We start from the raw sequence: 18,277 nt of genomic DNA on the forward strand, positions 1-18,277 counted from the left end.
ATTTAAGTTATGTTGTTATCCATTTCAAATAACAATATATATAAGCTAATCATTGCCCATATTTTTTAATATTTAATAATGGTTCTTCCTAAATGGTGACCGTTTTTAATCGCTTCAATCGTATGAGGCACTTCTTCAAGTGATATCTCACTTATTAGAGTAGTTTGAGAAATATTCCATTCATTTGCTATTTTCCCCCAAACATAACCGCGGTTATTAATTGGTACATTTACAGAATCAATTCCCAAAAGGTTAATTCCTCTGAGTATAAACGGCAATACTGTTGATGTTAGTTTTATACCACCTGCATTCCCACACATACTCATACTCCCGCCATAAGAAATTTGAGGAATTAATACAGAAGCAACTTCCCCACCAACAGTATCTAGGACATAGTCAAACTTTTGCTTCTTCAAAGGTTTATTTTGCTCTCCTAACTCATTTACAAAAATAACATTGGTTGCTCCTAAAGATTTTGCTACCTCTGCTTGGTGCTCTTTTCGAACTAAAGCAGAAATATTTTTGTAACCAATTTTAGATAAAATTTGTAAAGCAATACTACCTACCCCACCAGTTGAACCAGTGACTAGAATCCTAGGATTGTTATTTACATCCATGCCTTTCTCCTCTAAAGCCATAATGGAAAGTGCAGCCGTAAACCCTGCTGTTCCAAAAACCATAGCATCTCTTAAGGTTAAGTTGACTGGCATTGGAACAATCCAATCTGCAGGGACTCTAGCATATTCTGCAAATCCTCCTGTATGGCTCATCCCCATAGCAAAACCTGTAACAACAACTTTCTGTCCCTCTGTGTAACGATTATCTGTTGAATGAACAATGGTTCCACTTAAATCAATTCCGGGGATCATTGGGTAATTCTGAATAACTCCTGCATTTTTTTGAACAGCCAACATATCCTTATAGTTTATTGAAGAATATGCTACCTTAATTAAAACTTCGCCGTCAGAAAGACTGTCAAGATTGACATCTTCCAACCCATAAATTACTTGATCCTCTTTTTCTTTTACAATAATTGCTTTGAATGTATTCATAATTATCTCCCCCTATTTTTGCTACGAAACATTTTCGATACAAAACTATTTCATAACAGAAATTAACATGTTATTATGGATAATGTCAATATGGAGGAGATAAAATGGAATTAAAAGATTGCATAAACTTTTTACTAAGTGCTAGTCAGAATAAAGTTTTCAAGTTTTTTAGCAAGCGTTTAGAGGAATGTGGAGTAACACCGGGTCAATATGGTGTATTGAATTGTTTGTGGAGAGAAGGACAATTATCTCCTAAACAAATTGGAGAAATGCTATATATAGAAGCCCCTACTGTCTCTGGGATATTAGATAAATTGCAAAAAGCTGAATTTATAGAACGTTCGGTAGATCCAAACAATCGTAGAAATGTTTTAGTCATGGCTACTCAAAAATCTAACGAAATTAGAGATGAAGTAATAGCTGCAACTATTGAGTTGAATAATAAGGTACTTGAAAATTTGTCAGATAGCGATAAAGTAGTACTACAAAAATCATTAGAAACAATAATAAAGTCTGATTTTTAATTACTTTTTTTAATGAAATAGCCAATATAATAACGCTATATTCTCTTAACCTACGGGTGGAACAATACTTGGATGGATTGTAAATTTACGGATTAGCTCTATATAGAAAAAGATTAAAGCAGCCCCCTTAAGTACTATTTTGCACTATTAATAATTATAAAAAGCTCATTTTCTTAACATTAAAATTAAGAAATTGAGCTTTTATATATAATGCACCTTTAATTGAAAAACATATTTGGAAATAAACGGACCTATTAGAAATTAAATTACACTCTCGCCACTCGTTTTATAAAACTCGAAATATGAATATTCCTGAAACTATTTTCTCTTAGAATTCTACTGAATTCCTGAAACTTCATTTTTCTTATAATGAGCAAAGCTTTAATTTTAACTTCCTTTAATTATAATTGAATTTCAATCGTTGTCCCATAGTCAACCATACTATCAATTGTAATCTCTCCATTATGGGTTCGAATAATATCATTGGCAATAGCCATTCCCAGCCCAGAACCTTTATGTGACTCACCAGTATTTGTTCCACGGTAGTATCGGTCAAAAATGTAATCGAGTTCTTTTTTCTTAATACCTCTCCCATTATCTTTTATGATGATGTGAACTCGTTCTTTTTTCTCGATAGATACAGTTATTTGGATATTTTCATCGTTATGGACAATGGCGTTATAAATCAAATTATTGATGGCTCGGCGAATGAGTAATTCGTCAACCTCCATATCAATTTTTTCTTCTGTATATTGAAAGTCGATATGCCTTGTTGAGTACTTTGCATCATTTAAAATATCGATTACGATACTTCTTAATAATTCAACAAGATTCGTTTTCGTTTTATTTAAAGATAGCTTTTCGTTTTTCAGCCTTATTGATAAATTTAAATCTTCAACGACATCTTTTAAATAGAGTGACTTTCGTTCAATTATTTCCGCATATTCTCTCATTTCTTTTATTGAAAAGTCGTATTCTTTATCCTTCATCATCTCAGCATAGCCTTGAATTGAGGCAAGGGGGGTTTTAATATCATGTGAAATGTTCCCAACCCATTCTTCTTTCATTTTGTCTAATTTTTCCCTTTCCTTCTCAATCGCTTTCAACTGATAAGATAAATGATTGACATTATAAAAAACGTCTTTATAAACCCCTTCAGGTTCATAATTCAGATTATATTCCTTATTTGCTAGTCGTTGAATTCCATTAATTAATGTATAGAGTGGCTGGGTTAGTCTTTTGCTAAAAAAATACCCAATCAATAAAGCAATGAGGCCATCAATCAGTAATAAAAGAATACTCCCTATTTTAAAATTGTGCATCAGATCTCGGGAATCATAAGTCCATGTAATTTTTTTAACATAAGGGCTCTCAAACCCAATAAGATAACTATTATTATGATGATTCAATTCTTTTCCACTAACAAAAACCGTAGCATATATATCCTCTTCTACATATTTGTACGCATTGACAATATCTAAAGGAGTATACTTTTTCTTTATCGCTTTAGGCAATCTATAGCCATATAGCTCTTTTCCATTTTCATCTAATATTTGTATCCATGCTTTACGATCAATAAGTTCCCTTTTTCCTTTATCACTAATGACTGGGTTATTATTGGACATCGTTATATATTTCTTAAAATCCCTTGTAAAAGATTCAGCGGATTCAGTTTTTTCTCCATGGAAGACCGGTATATGAAAAGCAGATTCGACAATAAACAATGTCAAAAAGGTAACAATATTTATGATGATAACTAAAATAACAATTAAAACAACTGAGAAAAGAAATCTCCCTGTTAATTTCCATTTCATGCATTATTCATCCTTTATAACAAGTTTATAACCTAACCCTTTTACCGTTACTAAATATTGAGGATTTGAAGCCTGGTCTTCAATTTTTTCACGCAATCTTCTAATATGGACCATAACCGTATTATCAAAGCCGATAAAGTCCTCCCCCCATACTTTGTTGACAAGACTTTCTTTACTCATAATTTGATTAGGGTTTTTAAGTAGATGGGTTATTATTCCGAGCTCTTTAGGTTTTAATTCAATCGTTTCTCCATTCTTTTTCAATTCAGCTCGTTGTTCATTTAATTCAAAAGGACCTGCCTTTATAATCGGACTTTCTTCCTTCTCCACTTGAAGAAAAGACGATCTTCGTAATTGTGCTTTTACACGATAGGCAACTTCTTTAGGGCTAAAGGGCTTCGTAATATAATCATCTCCACCTATCGCAAATCCAACAATTTTATCAATTTCCTCTGATTTTGCTGATAAGAAAAGTATGGGTACTTTTGAAATATTTCTTATTTGTTTACACACATCATAACCTTCTCCATCAGGTAACATAATATCTAGTAAAACAAGATCAGGCTGTATTTCTTGAAATTGATGCCATCCACCTTTAGCTGTTGTAACAGTATAGATATTTTCTAGACCTTCTTTTTGCAAAACGGTCTTAAGTAATTTCAATAAATCTTCTTCGTCATCTATAATTAAAATTTTTTTATTTATGAACGACATTTGATCTCCCTCACTATCTTTCTTTCGTTTATTATGTAAAAGAGAGAACCTAATTGAAAATCAGGTTCTCTAGGAATCATTTTTACTTTAATTTTTCTTTTGCTTTCTTAGGAATTTCATTTAATTGAACTTCTTGATAGGATGTGACACCTTTGTCTTCTTTAACAAACAAGTTTAGATAGGCATCCTGGCGCAGCTGCTTAATTGCTGTAAATGTAAGCTTTTTTTCATTTCCTTTTTTATCATAGCCAAATAATACATATTTGTAATCAACATAGTCTTGACCATCATCTGATTTTCCTTCAATCTTTTCACCAGGACCTTGAATTTGAACATAATAGCTATCTGAACCAAGTCTATTAATATTAACATTTTGAATAAATATGATAAATCCTACTATCAATACTAGGATTGCACCAGGAATAAATAATTTTTTCATTTGAATCAACCTTTTCTATTTATTTGTTTTAGTTACAATTTTGTAATAAGCATTTACTGTCAAGAAATAATAAACAATATAAATACATGTATAAATTCCCGTGCAAATAGCTACTGGAACTACTAAGTTTGACAGCATTAATTTTGATAAAGCGGTTAATGCTATGGAACAATGGACGATACCAGCTACCAAAGGCAAAGCGAAGATAAACATGACTTGTTTAGCGATCGATTTCTTAATCTCTTTTTTGTTAACACCAATTTTGTAAAGTATCTCGTAACGCCCTTTGTCTGAGTTTGCTTCTGTTAATTGTTTAAAGTAGATAATACTACCTGTTGCTGCAAGGAAGACAAGACCTAAAAATCCCCCCATGAAAATCATTAAACCTGATGATTCTAATCCAGCTGTATAATCAGAATAAAAGCTTGAAAATTGAGCTTTATCCGTTACAACCTTTTCAAGGCTACTTGATAATTGTTTCGCTTCATCTTGATTAGAAATATGATATACTTCCATATTTTCTAACTTTGCTTCTTTTTCCATTTTCGCGAATAATTCATCACTGACAACAAGGACAGAATAAGCAGTAGAACTATTTAAAACACTGTATTTTTTTACATGTTTAAAAGTCATTTCCACATTATGTCTTTCCAAATTAAACGTAATGGTTTCACCAACATATTTTGGGGATATTCCTTCCATATAAAACGGTTCTAAAGCAGCTCCTTCATTCCCATGTAATGTCATTAAGTCATTTCTTTTTTGATCCCTTGCTAATTTATTAAAGTTGCTGTTAGAAATAACGGTATATTGCATTATATTATTTGAGAATGGCGCTTCTAGATTTGTTATGTCTGTATTTACTCGAAGTGTTGAAATGGTTTCATGATATTCGATTTTATGATTTTTATCGTTAGTAATGATCTTCTTTATTTGTTTTGTTACGTTCGCATCATTATCGATAAACATCATGCTATTTGGATTTACTTTTTCCGCATTGCTTCGATTATTGTAATAAAAACTGTATGCTGTCCCTACCGCAGATAAAGTTGTGGCAATAAGAATGGCAATAATCGTTAATGTACGAGCATTCCCTTTAATTCGATATAGAAGCTGGGAAGTTCCGATTAAGTTTATGCCTTTCCAGTAATTTTTTTTATTTTTTTGTGCTATTTTTAGTAAATAAACCGTTAAAGTACTGAATAACAAATACGTTCCTAAAATAACCGTACCAATGATAACTAAAGGTGTTACCATGAAGCCTAATGTTTTCCATGCATCTGAAGTGGCTATGTTTTGTAAGGCAAGCCAATAACCAAAACCGATTAAAATGATGGATAGTAATGCAATGAAGATTGATGCTTTTGGTTCTTGTTCCCCTTCTTTATCTGCTTTGAATAGTTCTATTAATTTAAAACGATAAATTAAGCGATATCCTTGGAAGGAAGTAAGCATTGTAATAATCAAGAACACGATGACAGTATTGATGATGCTATCATAAGAAATAGTGAAATTTGGAATGACTTCATAACCCATGATTTTCATTAATAGCTCTACAAAGAACGAAGATAATAGTGCTCCAAGCACAATCCCGACGATAAGTGCCAAAATCCCCATAATAAAGTTTTCATAAAATAGCATGCGACCGATTTGTTTTTTACCCACACCTAGTAAAGAATACAGTCCTACTTCTTGTTTGCGTTTCCTAGTAAAAAAAGCGTTAGAGTACCATATAAAGATAGCTACGAAAATCATTAATACCATTGCTGCTCCACTAAATGCTGAGCTGATTTTTGGTGAACTATCAGAAGTCGCTTGAATCGTTTCATCATACTTTAATGAAACAAAAGTGAAGTAGATAACGATACTAAAGATCATCGAAGCAAAATATAAGAAATAATTCGTAAAGTTGTTTTTTATATTTTTTCTGGCGATACTAAATAAGGTCATCCTGTTCACCTCCAAGTGAAGCGAGGATATTTAAAATTCTTTGGAAGAATTCTTTTCGGGATTGCTCTCCTTTATAAATCTCAGTAAAGAGTTTTCCATCCTTAATAAATATCACTCGTTTACAAAAGCTGGCAGCAAATGCATCATGAGTTACCATCATAATCGTTGATTTGTTTTTCTCATTTAATGTACTTAAATTTTGAAGTAAACTTGTTGCTGATTTTGAATCGAGCGCACCAGTAGGCTCATCGGCTAGAATCAAACTTGGATTCGTAACAATCGCTCGAGATGCTGCTGTTCGTTGCTTTTGACCACCAGAGATATTATAGGGATATTTATTTAAAATTCCACGGATTCCAAACGTATCAGCAATCTCATTAACTCGCTGATTGATTTCACTTACTGCTACTTTTGATAAAGCAAGTGGCAGTAAAATATTTTCCTTTACAGTTAATGTGTCAAGTAAGTTATAATCCTGAAAGATGAAGCCCAGTTTATTTCTTCTAAAGTCTGATAGTTGCTCTTCCTTCATAGATACAATGTTTTGGCCATCAATAATAACTTTTCCTGATGAAGGTGTATCGATTGTCGAAAAAATATTGAGAAGTGTTGATTTACCAGCACCAGATGGCCCCATGATTCCAACAAATTCACCTTCTCGAATTTCTAAATTAATATCTTCAAGTGCTATATAGCGATTTTCTTTATCTCCAAATACCTTTTGAACATTTTTGGCTTGTAAGATTGTTTTCATTAGTGATCCTCCTTGTAAACTACAAAGATGATAATAACCCCTGAACCTTACACCATTTTAATTTAAACCTTAAATAAACCTTAAAAACAGCAAATCCCCGAATTTCTAGTGTTATCTCTCATAGAGATAACACCTGAAGGCTTCTTATTCAAAGTAGAATTAATTGACAAAAATAAAAAATAGACCAGTATCCAAATAAGGAACTGATCTATTTTTTATTTTCGATTTTTGCTTTGTAGGTTTAGGTTCTCTATACCCATTAGATAGTAAACAAATGTCCTTAACCCTCATACTTTACAGTTCTTCATATGTCCCCCCAAAAAATAACGAAAACTAAATCTTATTTTGTAATTCTATATAATAACTTAATATTATTTTGAATTTATCCAATTAAACAGAAAAAAATACCGTTTTCGGATAGAAATGTTAAAATTATTTAAAACAAAAGTTTTACATCACTGAAATAAGACGAAAAGGGATAGAACTTAGAACGATGATATTTGAAGGGGAGGATGGAAGAAATGTTGATTAAGTATTATGTCTTGTTGCTTTTAACTTGTTTATTTTGGGCAATAAATTTTGTTGTGAGTAAATCTCTAGTTGAACATGCTTCACCGATCACCCTGACGACGCTAAGGTATATGATTGCAGTCGTTTGCCTCGTACCTCTTGTATGGTGGAAGGAAAAAAAGATATTGCCACCTCGAAGTGCTCTGCTTCCTTTGTTTTTAATGGGATTAACAGGTGTTGTTCTATTTAACCTTTTGCAATTTTTAGCATTAAAGCAGTCAACCGCGACAAATATTGGATTAATATCATCGTTAAATATGATTTCCATCGCTGTTTGTTCATTTATATTTTTGAAAGAAAAAATTAATTTGTTGCAATTTGTTTCAATGATTTTTTCTCTATTTGGTGTCCTTCTTGTACTTTCAAAAGGGCAAATACACTACTTGCTTTCAATGAATTTTAATGCAGGAGATTTATGGATGATCGCTGCTGTATGTGTATGGGGCCTATTTACGATATGCACCAAATGGGCTATGACCAAAACTTCAGTCTTGATATCTACTTTGTCCTCTGCCATTTTTGGATTGATTGTTCTCCTACCTATGAGCATTCCTAATTTTACTGTTTCAAATATAAATACTTCTTTCTTAGGGGCTATTCTTTATACAGGCGTAATCTCAACTGTAGTTTGTATGATACTTTGGAATATTTGTGTTCAAAAATTAGGTTCTACGACTTCAGGCGTTTTTCTAAATTTCAATCCAATATTTACAGCGATTTTAGCTTGTTTATTCTTAGGTGAACAAATGACTTGGATACAAGGAATCGGTAGTGCCATCGTGGTAACAAGTTGTTATTTATTCTCATACTTTGCAACAAAAGAATTGAAAATATTCTTATTTAGAAAGTTAAGATATCACTAAAAGGTCAGCCTTTTGGCTGGGCAACTTTACTTTTATTAATATTGCAAGAAGTCAAAGATTCTGTTGTTAGCACTTTTTAAAAGAAAACAAAGCTTGGTACTAATCATTAGAATGTAAATAAAAACAAAAAAGCAAAGGCTATGCCTTTGCTTTAATTGTTTACATAGAGTTTAGATATTTTATTTAAATTAGATTTGAACTCAGTTCCAATCAATTACTCTATTTTTCTAAACGGATTCTTTGCAATCTTAAAGCGTTTAATACAACTGATACGGAACTAAACGCCATAGCAGCACCAGCCACCCAAGGTGCAAGGAGTCCAGCAGCAGCAATTGGGATACCAAGTGTATTATAGGCAAATGCCCAAAATAGATTTTGCTTAATATTTCTCATAGTTTTTCGACTCATAATTATTGCATCTGCAATACTATTTAAATCGCCTCGAATTAGAGTAATATCTGCAGCTTCCATTGCTATATCTGTCCCTGTTCCGATTGCCATACCAATATCTGCGACTGCTAATGCCGGTGCATCATTGATACCGTCTCCTACCATAGCTACTTTTTTGCCAAGAGATTGAAGTTTCTTTACTTCCTCTGCTTTACCTTCTGGAAGTACTTCTGCAATAATATGATCCACACTGACTTGCTGACCAATTGTTTCTGCTGTACGTTTGTTATCACCAGTTATCATGATTACTTCAATACCCATCTTTTGCAATCGTTTTATAGCCTTTTGAGAAGTATCTTTAATTGTATCTGCCACTGCAATTAATCCCCAATATTCACCATTTACACCTACTAACATGGCTGTTTTTCCTTCAGCTTCTAATTCCTCCATTTTAGTTTGAACCATAGAAATATCAACGTTGTTTTCTTCCATCAACTTACGAGTTCCTACAAGGATTTCTTTTTGGTTAACAACTATTTTGACACCATGACCAGGAATTGCTTCAAAGTTTTGACCAAGTTGCAATTGTATTCCTTGATGTTGAATTCCTTCTACAATTGCTTCTGCCAGTGGATGTTCAGATGGTTTTTCTGCGGATCCGACTAAAGTTAAGAATTCATCTTCATCAATACCATTAGCTACAAATACATCAGTTAATTCTGGTTTACCGTTTGTTACAGTTCCTGTTTTATCAACTACCACGGTATCAATATGGTGAGTAGTTTCTAGGTGTTCTCCTCCTTTGAATAGGACACCCAATTCTGCTGCTCGACCAGACCCAGCCATAATCGAAGTAGGCGTTGCAAGACCTAATGCACATGGACAAGCAATTACTAAAACTGCAATTAAAGCCTCCAATGCTGGTTTAAACTCTCCTGGATCTACCCAAATAATCCACACTAAAAATGTAACAATCGCAATACCTATGACGATCGGTACAAAAATCCCCGAAATTTTATCTGCTAATCTTTGGATGGGTGCTTTTGAACCTTGCGCATCCTCCACGACTTTTATTATTTGAGATAGTGCTGTATCTCTTCCGACTTTCGTTGCTGTCATTTTAATGAAACCATTTTTATTAATAGTAGACCCAAATAGTGAATCACCAGTTGCTTTATCTACTGGAATACTTTCACCAGTTAACATTGATTCGTCTACAGCTGTATTTCCCTCAATAACTTCACCATCAACAGGTATCTTTTCACCTGGTTTTACTAAAATCGTATCTCCAATAACTACTTCTTCAAGTGGAATTTCCTTTTCGATTCCATCTCTTAATACTAGTGCTGTTTTAGCCTGTAGCCCCATAAGCTTTTTGATTGCCTCAGAGGAACGTCCCTTTGCTTTCGCCTCAAAAAGTTTACCGAGCAAAATAAGAGTTATTAATACAGCACTTGTTTCAAAGTAAAGCTGTGCCATATTATGTTGCCCAATTGTAATAATTGCTTGATATAGACTATAAAAGTAAGCAGCTGATGTACCAAGTACAACTAAGACATCCATGTTAGCACTTTTATTACGTATTGCTTTGTAGGCACTTACATAAAACTGTTTTCCAATAATGAATTGGACGGGGGTTGCGAATATCAACTGTACCCATGGATTCATTAGAAATTCAGGAGTATAGATAAAGGACGTAAACGAAAAATGCCCAACCATTGTCCATAGTAGAGGAAGAGATAGTAAAGCCGAAAAGATAAATTTTCTTTGTTGTTTTTCTATGGCTTGCTGACGATGATCTACTACATCTTCTTCACTATTTTTGGAGATTGCTCCATAGCCTAACTTTTCTACATGAGATATTATATCTGAGACAGATAGTTCAGAAGGATTGTATTCCACTGTAGCATTTTCAAGAGCCAAATTGACAGAAGCACTAGATACTCCTTCCAATTTATTTAGTCCTTTTTCAATTCTTGTAGCACAGGCAGCACATGTCATTCCCGTTATAGCAAATTCTTTTTTGTCCTTTGCTACTCCGTATCCAAGATCTTGAATTTTCTTTTCAAAGTCTAGTTCACTTAATTTTTCAGGGTTATATTTTATGGATGACTTTTCTAAAGCTAAGTTAACACTTGCTTCTTCAACACCTTCCATTTTCTTCAGCCCTTTTTCAATTCTTGTAGCACAGGCAGCACATGTCATTCCGGTAATTTGTAAACTTGTTTCTTTTGTTTCGCTGCTCATTTAATGTCACCTCTTCTATACGATTAGGGGGTATATATATTTTATAAAAGGAGAGTGCTTTCTCAGCACTCTTCACTTATCATTTCACTATATTATTCGACTTCGTAACCTTGATCATCGATTGTTTCTTTAATTTTATCAATTGTTACTTTTTCTTGATTAAATGAAACATCAACTTTACCCGTATCTAAATGCACCTTAACTTGTTCAACACCTTCTAAACTTTCTACACTACCTTCGACAGAATTTACACAATGACCACATGACATACCTTTTACGCTTAACGTAATGTTTTCCATAATATCTTCTCCTTTATTTTTCATTAATTTTTGAATGCTTGAATCAATTTCATAAATGCTTTTCTAACTGATAAACGCGAATGTTATCTTAATATACAATCATATAATTCAGATTATACTTCAACTATAATATTTGCTTAATATGCCGCTCCAGATGGCGCTTTCCGCGGGCGAGCGGTGAGCCTCCTCGTTCGCTTACGCTCCTGCGGGGTCTCACCTGTCTCGCTTTCCCGCAGGAGTCGCCATCTTCCGCTTCTTAACGAACACATTCTTTGTTTCAAGTAAGATTTTTTCAACATTATTCAACGCAAATTGAGTTGCAGAATTTGGTTGATAACATCATCACACTAAGAATCTCTTTCAATTAATCTCTTTATTTCACGAACCTATCCTTCAATTTTCTTTATAAGCTCAGAATAAGGATTGAGTTCTTAAACTTAAACTTAAATTTTCATCAGAAATTATTTCATTTTCCATTTCTGATTCCAGATATATCCTCCTTTCAATTTTAATATTACCATACCCCCCTACCCTATGTAAAGAATTATAGATTAAAAAGTAAAATACCCTTATGCTTTAGAAACCAAACTTATTAGAAAAAGAAAAAGAGGTTATTCATCATAGAATATCTCTTGGAAATAAGATTAAGCCATTTTGAAATAAATAATTCAAAATGGCTTATTACCTTAATCTATATTGTTTGTTTTATTTAGTCCACCTTAATTTGTCCCATCATGCCATTATCTTCATGTTCAAGAATATGACAATGGAACATATAAATTCCTTTTTGCGTAAACTTAACAGCAATTTTTGCTTTTTGTCCTGGTTTTAATGATATTGTATCCTTTAGACCAGATAAATTAGCTGGTGGTTCTTTACCATCAATTGATATCACTTGGAATTGAGCGCCATGAATATGGAATGGATGGTTCATTCCCCCCATAGCGTCATTTACATTTTCTATTTCCCAAATTTCTGTTTCATTTTGTTTTTGTGTAAAATCTATTCGATTCGGGTCAAACTTTTGATCATTGATGGTCACATTTTTCCCCATGCCGGCCAATTTGATGGTTTTTGTGACTTTTTTATTCTTTACTTCATCGGAAATTCTAAGGTGATTTAATTGTGAAATCGTTTTGTTGGATGTTTCGCTTGTTCCTTTTAAATGAATCGGCAAAATTGTTTTGTTCTCTTCATTTACTAGTGATACTTCATTTTCCTTCACATCTGCTAAGTCTACAATTACTTCAGCTCTTTCTGCAGGTGCAAGTTCAATCTCTTTTGTCTTAGTCGGCTCATTTAAAAAACCACCATCACTTGCAATTTGTTGGAATTCCATACCATTATTAAAATGCAGCGTATACGTTCTCATATTAGAACCGTTTAAAATGCGTAAACGAACTTTTTTACGGTCAACTGTTAATTTTGGATTTACAACCCCATTAATTAAAAGAGTATCACCTGTCGTTCCATCTTGATTCAATACTTTGTTATAATCCAGTTGTTTATCTTTTGTAAATGTTTTATCTTGAAGAATAATTGGCAGATCGTCTTGTCCATAAGTTTTTGGAATATCCAAGGTCTCGCTATTCTTATCATCAATATAAAGTAATCCCGATAAGCCCATGAATACTTGTTTTCCAGTTTCATGCATTGGATGTGGGTGGAACCAAAGTGTTGCTGCATCTTGATTGACTGTAAAATGAATGGTCTCTGTTCCTCCTGGCTTTAACACTTTATGCGGGCCGCCGTCTTCGTTACCCGGAATTTCAAGTCCATGCCAATGAAAAGTTGTATCTTCTTTTAAATCGTTTACTAAATGAATTGTGACATTCATTCCTTTTTCCACTCGAATCACAGGTCCTAGAAAATTCCCATTATAACCATACGTATTTGTTTTAATGCCATCAAATATTTCTGAAGTACCTTGTTGAGCTCGAATTGTATAGGAAATGGAATTGTTATCTTTTTGATCTGGATTTAATAATTTTGGAAAAGTTAACTCATTTTTGCCAAGACTACTTTTTAATTCCGTCATTGATTGGTGGCCCATATTCATAGATGAGTGATCCATTCCGCTCATAGTCTTAGATGAATGATTCATGCCACCCATGTTCATAGATGAATGATCCATCCCCTTCATTTCCTTATTAGATAATGAATCTCCATTACTTTGACTACAAGCTCCTAGTAACCCTAGACTAACAATAATGCTCGCAAGCGCCACTTTCTTCATATTTCAACACGTCCTTTCGCACCTATCATACAAAACAGTTGTGTAGAAATTATGTAGAAAGAGGCATTTTTATATAAAAGGTTGTCCCTTCATTTATATGACTTTTTACTGAAATTGTACCTTCATGTGCCTCAACAAGTTTTTTGGTTATTGTCATCCCAATTCCACTGCCAGCATAGCGATTTTCCCCCCGATAATTTCGATCAAATATCTTTTGACTTGTTTCTTTATCCATTCCTACTCCATTATCGTGTATTAGAATCTTAAAATAGTTGTCTTCTGTTAATAATTTTATGGAGATAAGACCTTCTTTTTGAACATGGTACATAGCGTTTTTTATGATATTATGAAGAATTTGATTTAACCTGAGCTCGTCAACTTTAGTACAGATTGTTTTATCTAAATCCAATTCTAGCTGAATTTTTTTTTCAAGTAATTCACTGGCTATCCCTATAACAGATTTCTCAATTAGATTTGCTATTGCCTGTTCTTTTTTCACCACTTTAAATGTAGGATTATTAATATCATTTAAGGTATCTAATTCACCTACGAGGGCTATTAGTCGGTCTATTTCCTCAACACAAGCATGCAAACGATCTGGAGTAGCTGTCCAAACACCATCCTCAAAAGCACTTAAATAACTTTTAATCGATGCCAATGGGTTTCGAATTTCATGGGCAAGATCCTGTGTCATTTCTTTTCTTCGAATTTCATAGGTTCTTAATGTTTCATCAAGTTTTAATAATGATTGACCTAATTGGCCAATTTGATCATCGACTGTGTATTTTATTCTTAAGTTACGTTTTCCTTGAACAAGAAATAATGCGAAATTATTCATTTCTTGAATGGGCTTTGCTAATGCCCGTGCAATTAATAAACTAGAAATGAGGATGACAATAAGTAATAATGCTATAGACCAAAATGCAGTTTCCCTTAATGCCATATCAAAATGGTGTATGACTTCTTGAGAATCAGTAAGATGAAGCATCATTAAATGTTCATGACCTTTATAAAGCAAAATACCCGTGATAATTAAAAGCATGCTTAAAGTGAAAATCGCTATGATGAATGCAACTTTTATGTTAAATTTCATTTTCCACAACCTTTTCATCCATCTTATATCCAAGGCCAAAAACGGTTTGAATATATTCATTCTTTATTTTTTTTCGGATATTTTTAATATGTTGATCAACAACACGAGGATTAATATCTGTATGAAATCCAAACACTTTTTTAATAATGTCATCTCGGCTAAAGACTTTTTTAGGATTTTCGACTAATAGCAGTAAGATACTAAACTCATGCTGTGTTAACTGAATACTTTCTTGATTTAATAATATTCGTCTTTCATTCTTGTGAATTTTTAACTGTCCAAATTGAATTATTTGCTTTTTGTGTGAATTAGGTAATAGCCTTTCAGCTCTCACTAATATTTCCTTAGGGTGAAATGGTTTTACTACATAATCATCTGCACCTATCTCAAATCCCTTTAATTTATCATCAATCGAGATTTTTGCTGTTAGCATTATTACTGGAATTTCATAATTCAACTTTACGTATTGGCATATATCCTCCCCTGCCATATCTGGTAACATTAAATCCAAAATAATCATATCTAAAGGTACTTTATCCGCTATTTGAATTGCTGATTCGCCCGTATGTGCAACATAAGTGGTATCTCCATTCTTTTCAAAATAAGATACCAATACATTTGTAATTTTTTCTTCATCATCTACGATTAATACTTTCATGCTTAATTTCCACCTACTTTCTATGGATCTCAACACCTATATTTAAAATATACTCTATTTACTTCAATATTTGTCGCTATGCCGGAACCCACTGACAACTTTAACATTTTTGCAGACACCGTCTAATTGTTTTTTTGTTCTAGGCTAGTCCTCTAAATAAATTAACTGTTGTATTATTAGATATTTGACAAACTGAAATATACATTTTTTCAACTCGAACTTCAAAAATTCATGATGAAATTGTTCAACTAGTTAATGAAGGTATGACAAAAACCTCTACTTTTTGTACAGGATGAATCTCACTCTATCGGTAAAATGATTTCTAGAAATGTAGAGATCGTTGAGGATTTTAATAAATAAGAACAATTTAGCAAGTTGTTTAATAGGAAAATAATAAAAAAACTCGACCCATGAATAATGGATCGAGTTTAAAAGCTACATGATACTTTATACAGAATCTTATTTTGTATGTAATTTAGTATTTTAAACATGTACTTACAACCCTCGTTATTACTTAAATTAGTCCTATCAAATGCAATTATTTTATGACTACATCGATGTTATTCATAGTGAAATTAAAAGTAAACTTAATAAACATACACAAAAAAGAGCTATAAAAGAAGAGATAATTTTCCAGAACAATCTTATTTTCGGTTTTAAGAATATGATTAAACCTATTACAATTCCAACAATTATGATCTACCTTTATGGGCCCAAATCACAACAGGTATGAGGACTAAAGATAAAAGTCCTCCACTAAAAGACAAAGTAGCAAAACTTGTATTAGCAACTACCATCCCCGAAAGAGCACCGCCAGAAGCTCCTGCTAAAGCAATAAACACATCAATTGTTCCTTGTGTTTTTGCACGTGTTGATGGTTCTGTAGAATCAACTATTTGAGCAGTACCACTAATTAAGCCGAAGTTCCATCCCAATCCAAGTAAAATAAGAGCAATTACTAACAAAATCATTGAATCACTTGGTGCGAATGCTGCTAATAAACCAGCGAATAACAATGTAATACCCGATGCTATACTCATGGCTGTTCTTCCCACTTTATCTACAAGGATACCTGTGATAAGTGATGGAAGATACATTGCCCCTATATGAAAACCAATAACAATACCTACTTCGGCTAGACCATGACCATGATGTTTCATATGTACCGGTGTCATGGTCATAATTGCAACCATTACAGTTTGAGTCAGCACCATAACTGTTGCACCTACTGTAAGACCTCTTTTGTTTATTGTTATACCAACAGAATCCACAGAACCCGATTTATTTCCATGATCGTTTTCCTGATTATATGCTGCTATTCTTTTTGCAATATCTAATGGATCTGGACGCAACAAAATAAAAAGCACAAGACCTGCTAAAATAAATGCTGTTGCCGATAAAATAAATGGTCCCGCTAAAGCTGGAATACCTATGGAAACAGCGAATTTACCCATGATTTCTACAAGATTCGGACCTGCGACAGCACCAAATGTTGTCATAACCATTGTAGTACTAATTGCAGTTGCACGTTGTTTATTGTTCGCTAAATCAGTCCCTGCATAACGAGCTTGTAAATTTGTCGCAGTTCCTGCACCATAAATTAGAAGGGAAGCAAATAAAAGAAATACATTATTCAGTATGGCAGCAATCACAACACCAATTGCTCCAAGTCCACCTACAATAAAACCTGTTGATAAACCTGTACGACGTCCGTAACGTTGTGAAATTTTTCCTATAATTAAAGCTGCACCAGCTGATCCTAGGGTAAATAAAGCTGACGGAACTCCTGCATAAGCATCCGTTCCAAGCATTTGCTGTGCTAAAAGAGCACCTACAGTAATGCCTGCTGCAAGACCAGCCCCACCAAAAATTTGTGATAGACTTACAACGAGCAACACGCGTCTATATAAGCTCCTGAGCTTTTCCGGTGAATCTATATAACTCTCAATTGAATCGTTTACTTTATCAGACACTTATAAACACCTTCTTCTATTAATTTATTTATCTCGATTATTAAAACGTAACCATTTTGTCTGACCATTCTACAACTTTCACACAATCATCCATTGTAGAAATAGGACAAGAAGATGTCTCATCTAGTAATCTCGATTTTAAGCATGTTCCACAAGCCAAAAGCTCCCCCGTTAGTTCCTGAAATTTATTCATTTCTTCCTTAACTTTAAACCTTGAATGTTCAATATTTTCACATTCAACTGCCTCACCCATTAAAAAAATTTTAACTTTGTGTTCTCTCTTTAATGCCGTATTTATTACTTGTTCTTCCACATACCTGCATCAGAAAAAAGTGATTACTTCGTATTAATGGGAACTCGGATTATTTTACCCCCCTAATTTATTTCCATTTGAAATCCAAATAGCGCGTAGTTTAAGAATAAATTATGATCAAGAACGTCTTAATAACACGTAAAATTCAATGATTAAAAAGAATCCATTTTGAAAAAAGATTGATCAAAATGGATTCTTATAGTTGTATTAAGATTGATCTTTATTAAAAGAAATTCTAACTCTTATAAGACAACCTCTTATTAAGCTTTAGAAATATCAATAAATCCTTCTCCGAACACATCTCGAAAATCGTGTACATCGATGAAATCATTCGAATCAGTAGATTGTACAATCCGTTTCAACTTTATTACTTCTTGCTTACTTACCC

At 33.2% G+C, this 18,277-nt stretch carries 15 protein-coding genes and 1 pseudogene; 2 read left to right on the plus strand and 14 right to left on the minus strand.

Annotation, left to right across the window (positions count from 1 at the left end; translation table 11 throughout):
* Positions 1-65: 65 nt before the first annotated feature.
* Positions 66-1,052, minus strand: a complete 987-nt coding sequence (locus Q8X41_RS04315) for a YhdH/YhfP family quinone oxidoreductase (RefSeq protein WP_397539028.1) — start codon at positions 1,050-1,052, stop codon at positions 66-68.
* A gap of 104 nt (positions 1,053-1,156) precedes the next feature.
* On the opposite strand from Q8X41_RS04315, the gene Q8X41_RS04320 reads away from it, so the two are divergent.
* Positions 1,157-1,576 (plus strand): MarR family winged helix-turn-helix transcriptional regulator, encoded by a 420-nt coding sequence (locus tag Q8X41_RS04320; protein ID WP_397539029.1) that lies wholly within the window; start codon positions 1,157-1,159, stop codon positions 1,574-1,576.
* A gap of 401 nt (positions 1,577-1,977) precedes the next feature.
* On the opposite strand, the gene Q8X41_RS04325 is transcribed toward Q8X41_RS04320, so the two are convergent.
* From Q8X41_RS04325 to Q8X41_RS04345, 5 genes are all read right to left on the minus strand, one after another.
* Positions 1,978-3,390, minus strand: coding sequence for a sensor histidine kinase (locus Q8X41_RS04325; protein ID WP_397539030.1), 1,413 nt, complete (start codon positions 3,388-3,390; stop codon positions 1,978-1,980).
* A 3-nt stretch (positions 3,391-3,393) separates the two neighbouring features.
* Positions 3,394-4,104: a response regulator transcription factor gene (locus tag Q8X41_RS04330; RefSeq protein WP_397539031.1), complete on the minus strand. Its 711-nt coding sequence runs from the start codon at positions 4,102-4,104 to the stop codon at positions 3,394-3,396.
* An 82-nt stretch (positions 4,105-4,186) separates the two neighbouring features.
* On the minus strand, positions 4,187-4,543 hold the full coding sequence (locus Q8X41_RS04335; RefSeq protein WP_397539032.1) for a YxeA family protein: 357 nt from the start codon (positions 4,541-4,543) through the stop codon (positions 4,187-4,189).
* A gap of 15 nt (positions 4,544-4,558) precedes the next feature.
* The gene (locus Q8X41_RS04340) at positions 4,559-6,493 is read right to left on the minus strand and encodes an FtsX-like permease family protein (protein ID WP_397539033.1); all 1,935 of its coding nucleotides are present in this window, start codon (positions 6,491-6,493) and stop codon (positions 4,559-4,561) included.
* Positions 6,480-7,247: an ABC transporter ATP-binding protein gene (locus tag Q8X41_RS04345; RefSeq protein ID WP_397539034.1), complete on the minus strand. Its 768-nt coding sequence runs from the start codon at positions 7,245-7,247 to the stop codon at positions 6,480-6,482. Before Q8X41_RS04345 ends, Q8X41_RS04340 begins: the two co-directional genes overlap by 14 nt.
* Positions 7,248-7,768: 521 nt before the next feature.
* Between Q8X41_RS04345 and Q8X41_RS04350 the strand changes: the two genes are divergently transcribed.
* Positions 7,769-8,680 carry a DMT family transporter gene (locus Q8X41_RS04350; protein ID WP_397539035.1) on the plus strand — a complete coding sequence of 304 codons (912 nt, stop codon included), beginning with the start codon at positions 7,769-7,771 and terminating at the stop codon, positions 8,678-8,680.
* 219 nt (positions 8,681-8,899) lie between these two features.
* Here the strand turns inward: Q8X41_RS04350 and Q8X41_RS04355 are convergent, their stop codons facing one another.
* The 8 genes and pseudogenes from Q8X41_RS04355 to Q8X41_RS04390 form a co-directional block, all read right to left on the minus strand.
* A complete protein-coding gene (locus Q8X41_RS04355; protein ID WP_397539036.1) occupies positions 8,900-11,317 on the minus strand; it encodes a heavy metal translocating P-type ATPase in 2,418 nt (805 codons plus the stop codon).
* A 92-nt stretch (positions 11,318-11,409) separates the two neighbouring features.
* On the minus strand, positions 11,410-11,616 hold the full coding sequence (copZ, locus tag Q8X41_RS04360) for a copper chaperone CopZ (RefSeq protein WP_397539037.1): 207 nt from the start codon (positions 11,614-11,616) through the stop codon (positions 11,410-11,412).
* Positions 11,617-12,325: 709 nt separating this feature from the next.
* Complete coding sequence (locus tag Q8X41_RS04365) at positions 12,326-13,852, minus strand: multicopper oxidase family protein (RefSeq protein ID WP_397539038.1); 1,527 nt, start codon at positions 13,850-13,852, stop codon at positions 12,326-12,328.
* 49 nt (positions 13,853-13,901) lie between these two features.
* Positions 13,902-14,945: a sensor histidine kinase gene (locus tag Q8X41_RS04370; RefSeq protein WP_397539039.1), complete on the minus strand. Its 1,044-nt coding sequence runs from the start codon at positions 14,943-14,945 to the stop codon at positions 13,902-13,904.
* Entirely contained in the window at positions 14,935-15,603 is a 669-nt protein-coding gene (locus Q8X41_RS04375) for a response regulator transcription factor (protein ID WP_397539040.1), read from the minus strand. Before Q8X41_RS04375 ends, Q8X41_RS04370 begins: the two co-directional genes overlap by 11 nt.
* 692 nt (positions 15,604-16,295) lie before the next feature.
* Positions 16,296-17,576 carry an MFS transporter gene (locus tag Q8X41_RS04380; protein WP_397539041.1) on the minus strand — a complete coding sequence of 427 codons (1,281 nt, stop codon included), beginning with the start codon at positions 17,574-17,576 and terminating at the stop codon, positions 16,296-16,298.
* A gap of 40 nt (positions 17,577-17,616) precedes the next feature.
* Positions 17,617-17,889, minus strand: coding sequence for a DsrE family protein (locus tag Q8X41_RS04385; protein ID WP_397539042.1), 273 nt, complete (start codon positions 17,887-17,889; stop codon positions 17,617-17,619).
* 260 nt (positions 17,890-18,149) lie between these two features.
* A pseudogene (locus Q8X41_RS04390) lies at positions 18,150-18,275 on the minus strand (DUF2179 domain-containing protein); the annotation flags it as partial.
* Between the last annotated feature and the right edge of the window lie 2 nt (positions 18,276-18,277).

Source organism: Rummeliibacillus pycnus, from assembly GCF_044359855.1.
GTDB classification, from domain to species: domain Bacteria; phylum Bacillota; class Bacilli; order Bacillales_A; family Planococcaceae; genus Rummeliibacillus; species Rummeliibacillus pycnus_A.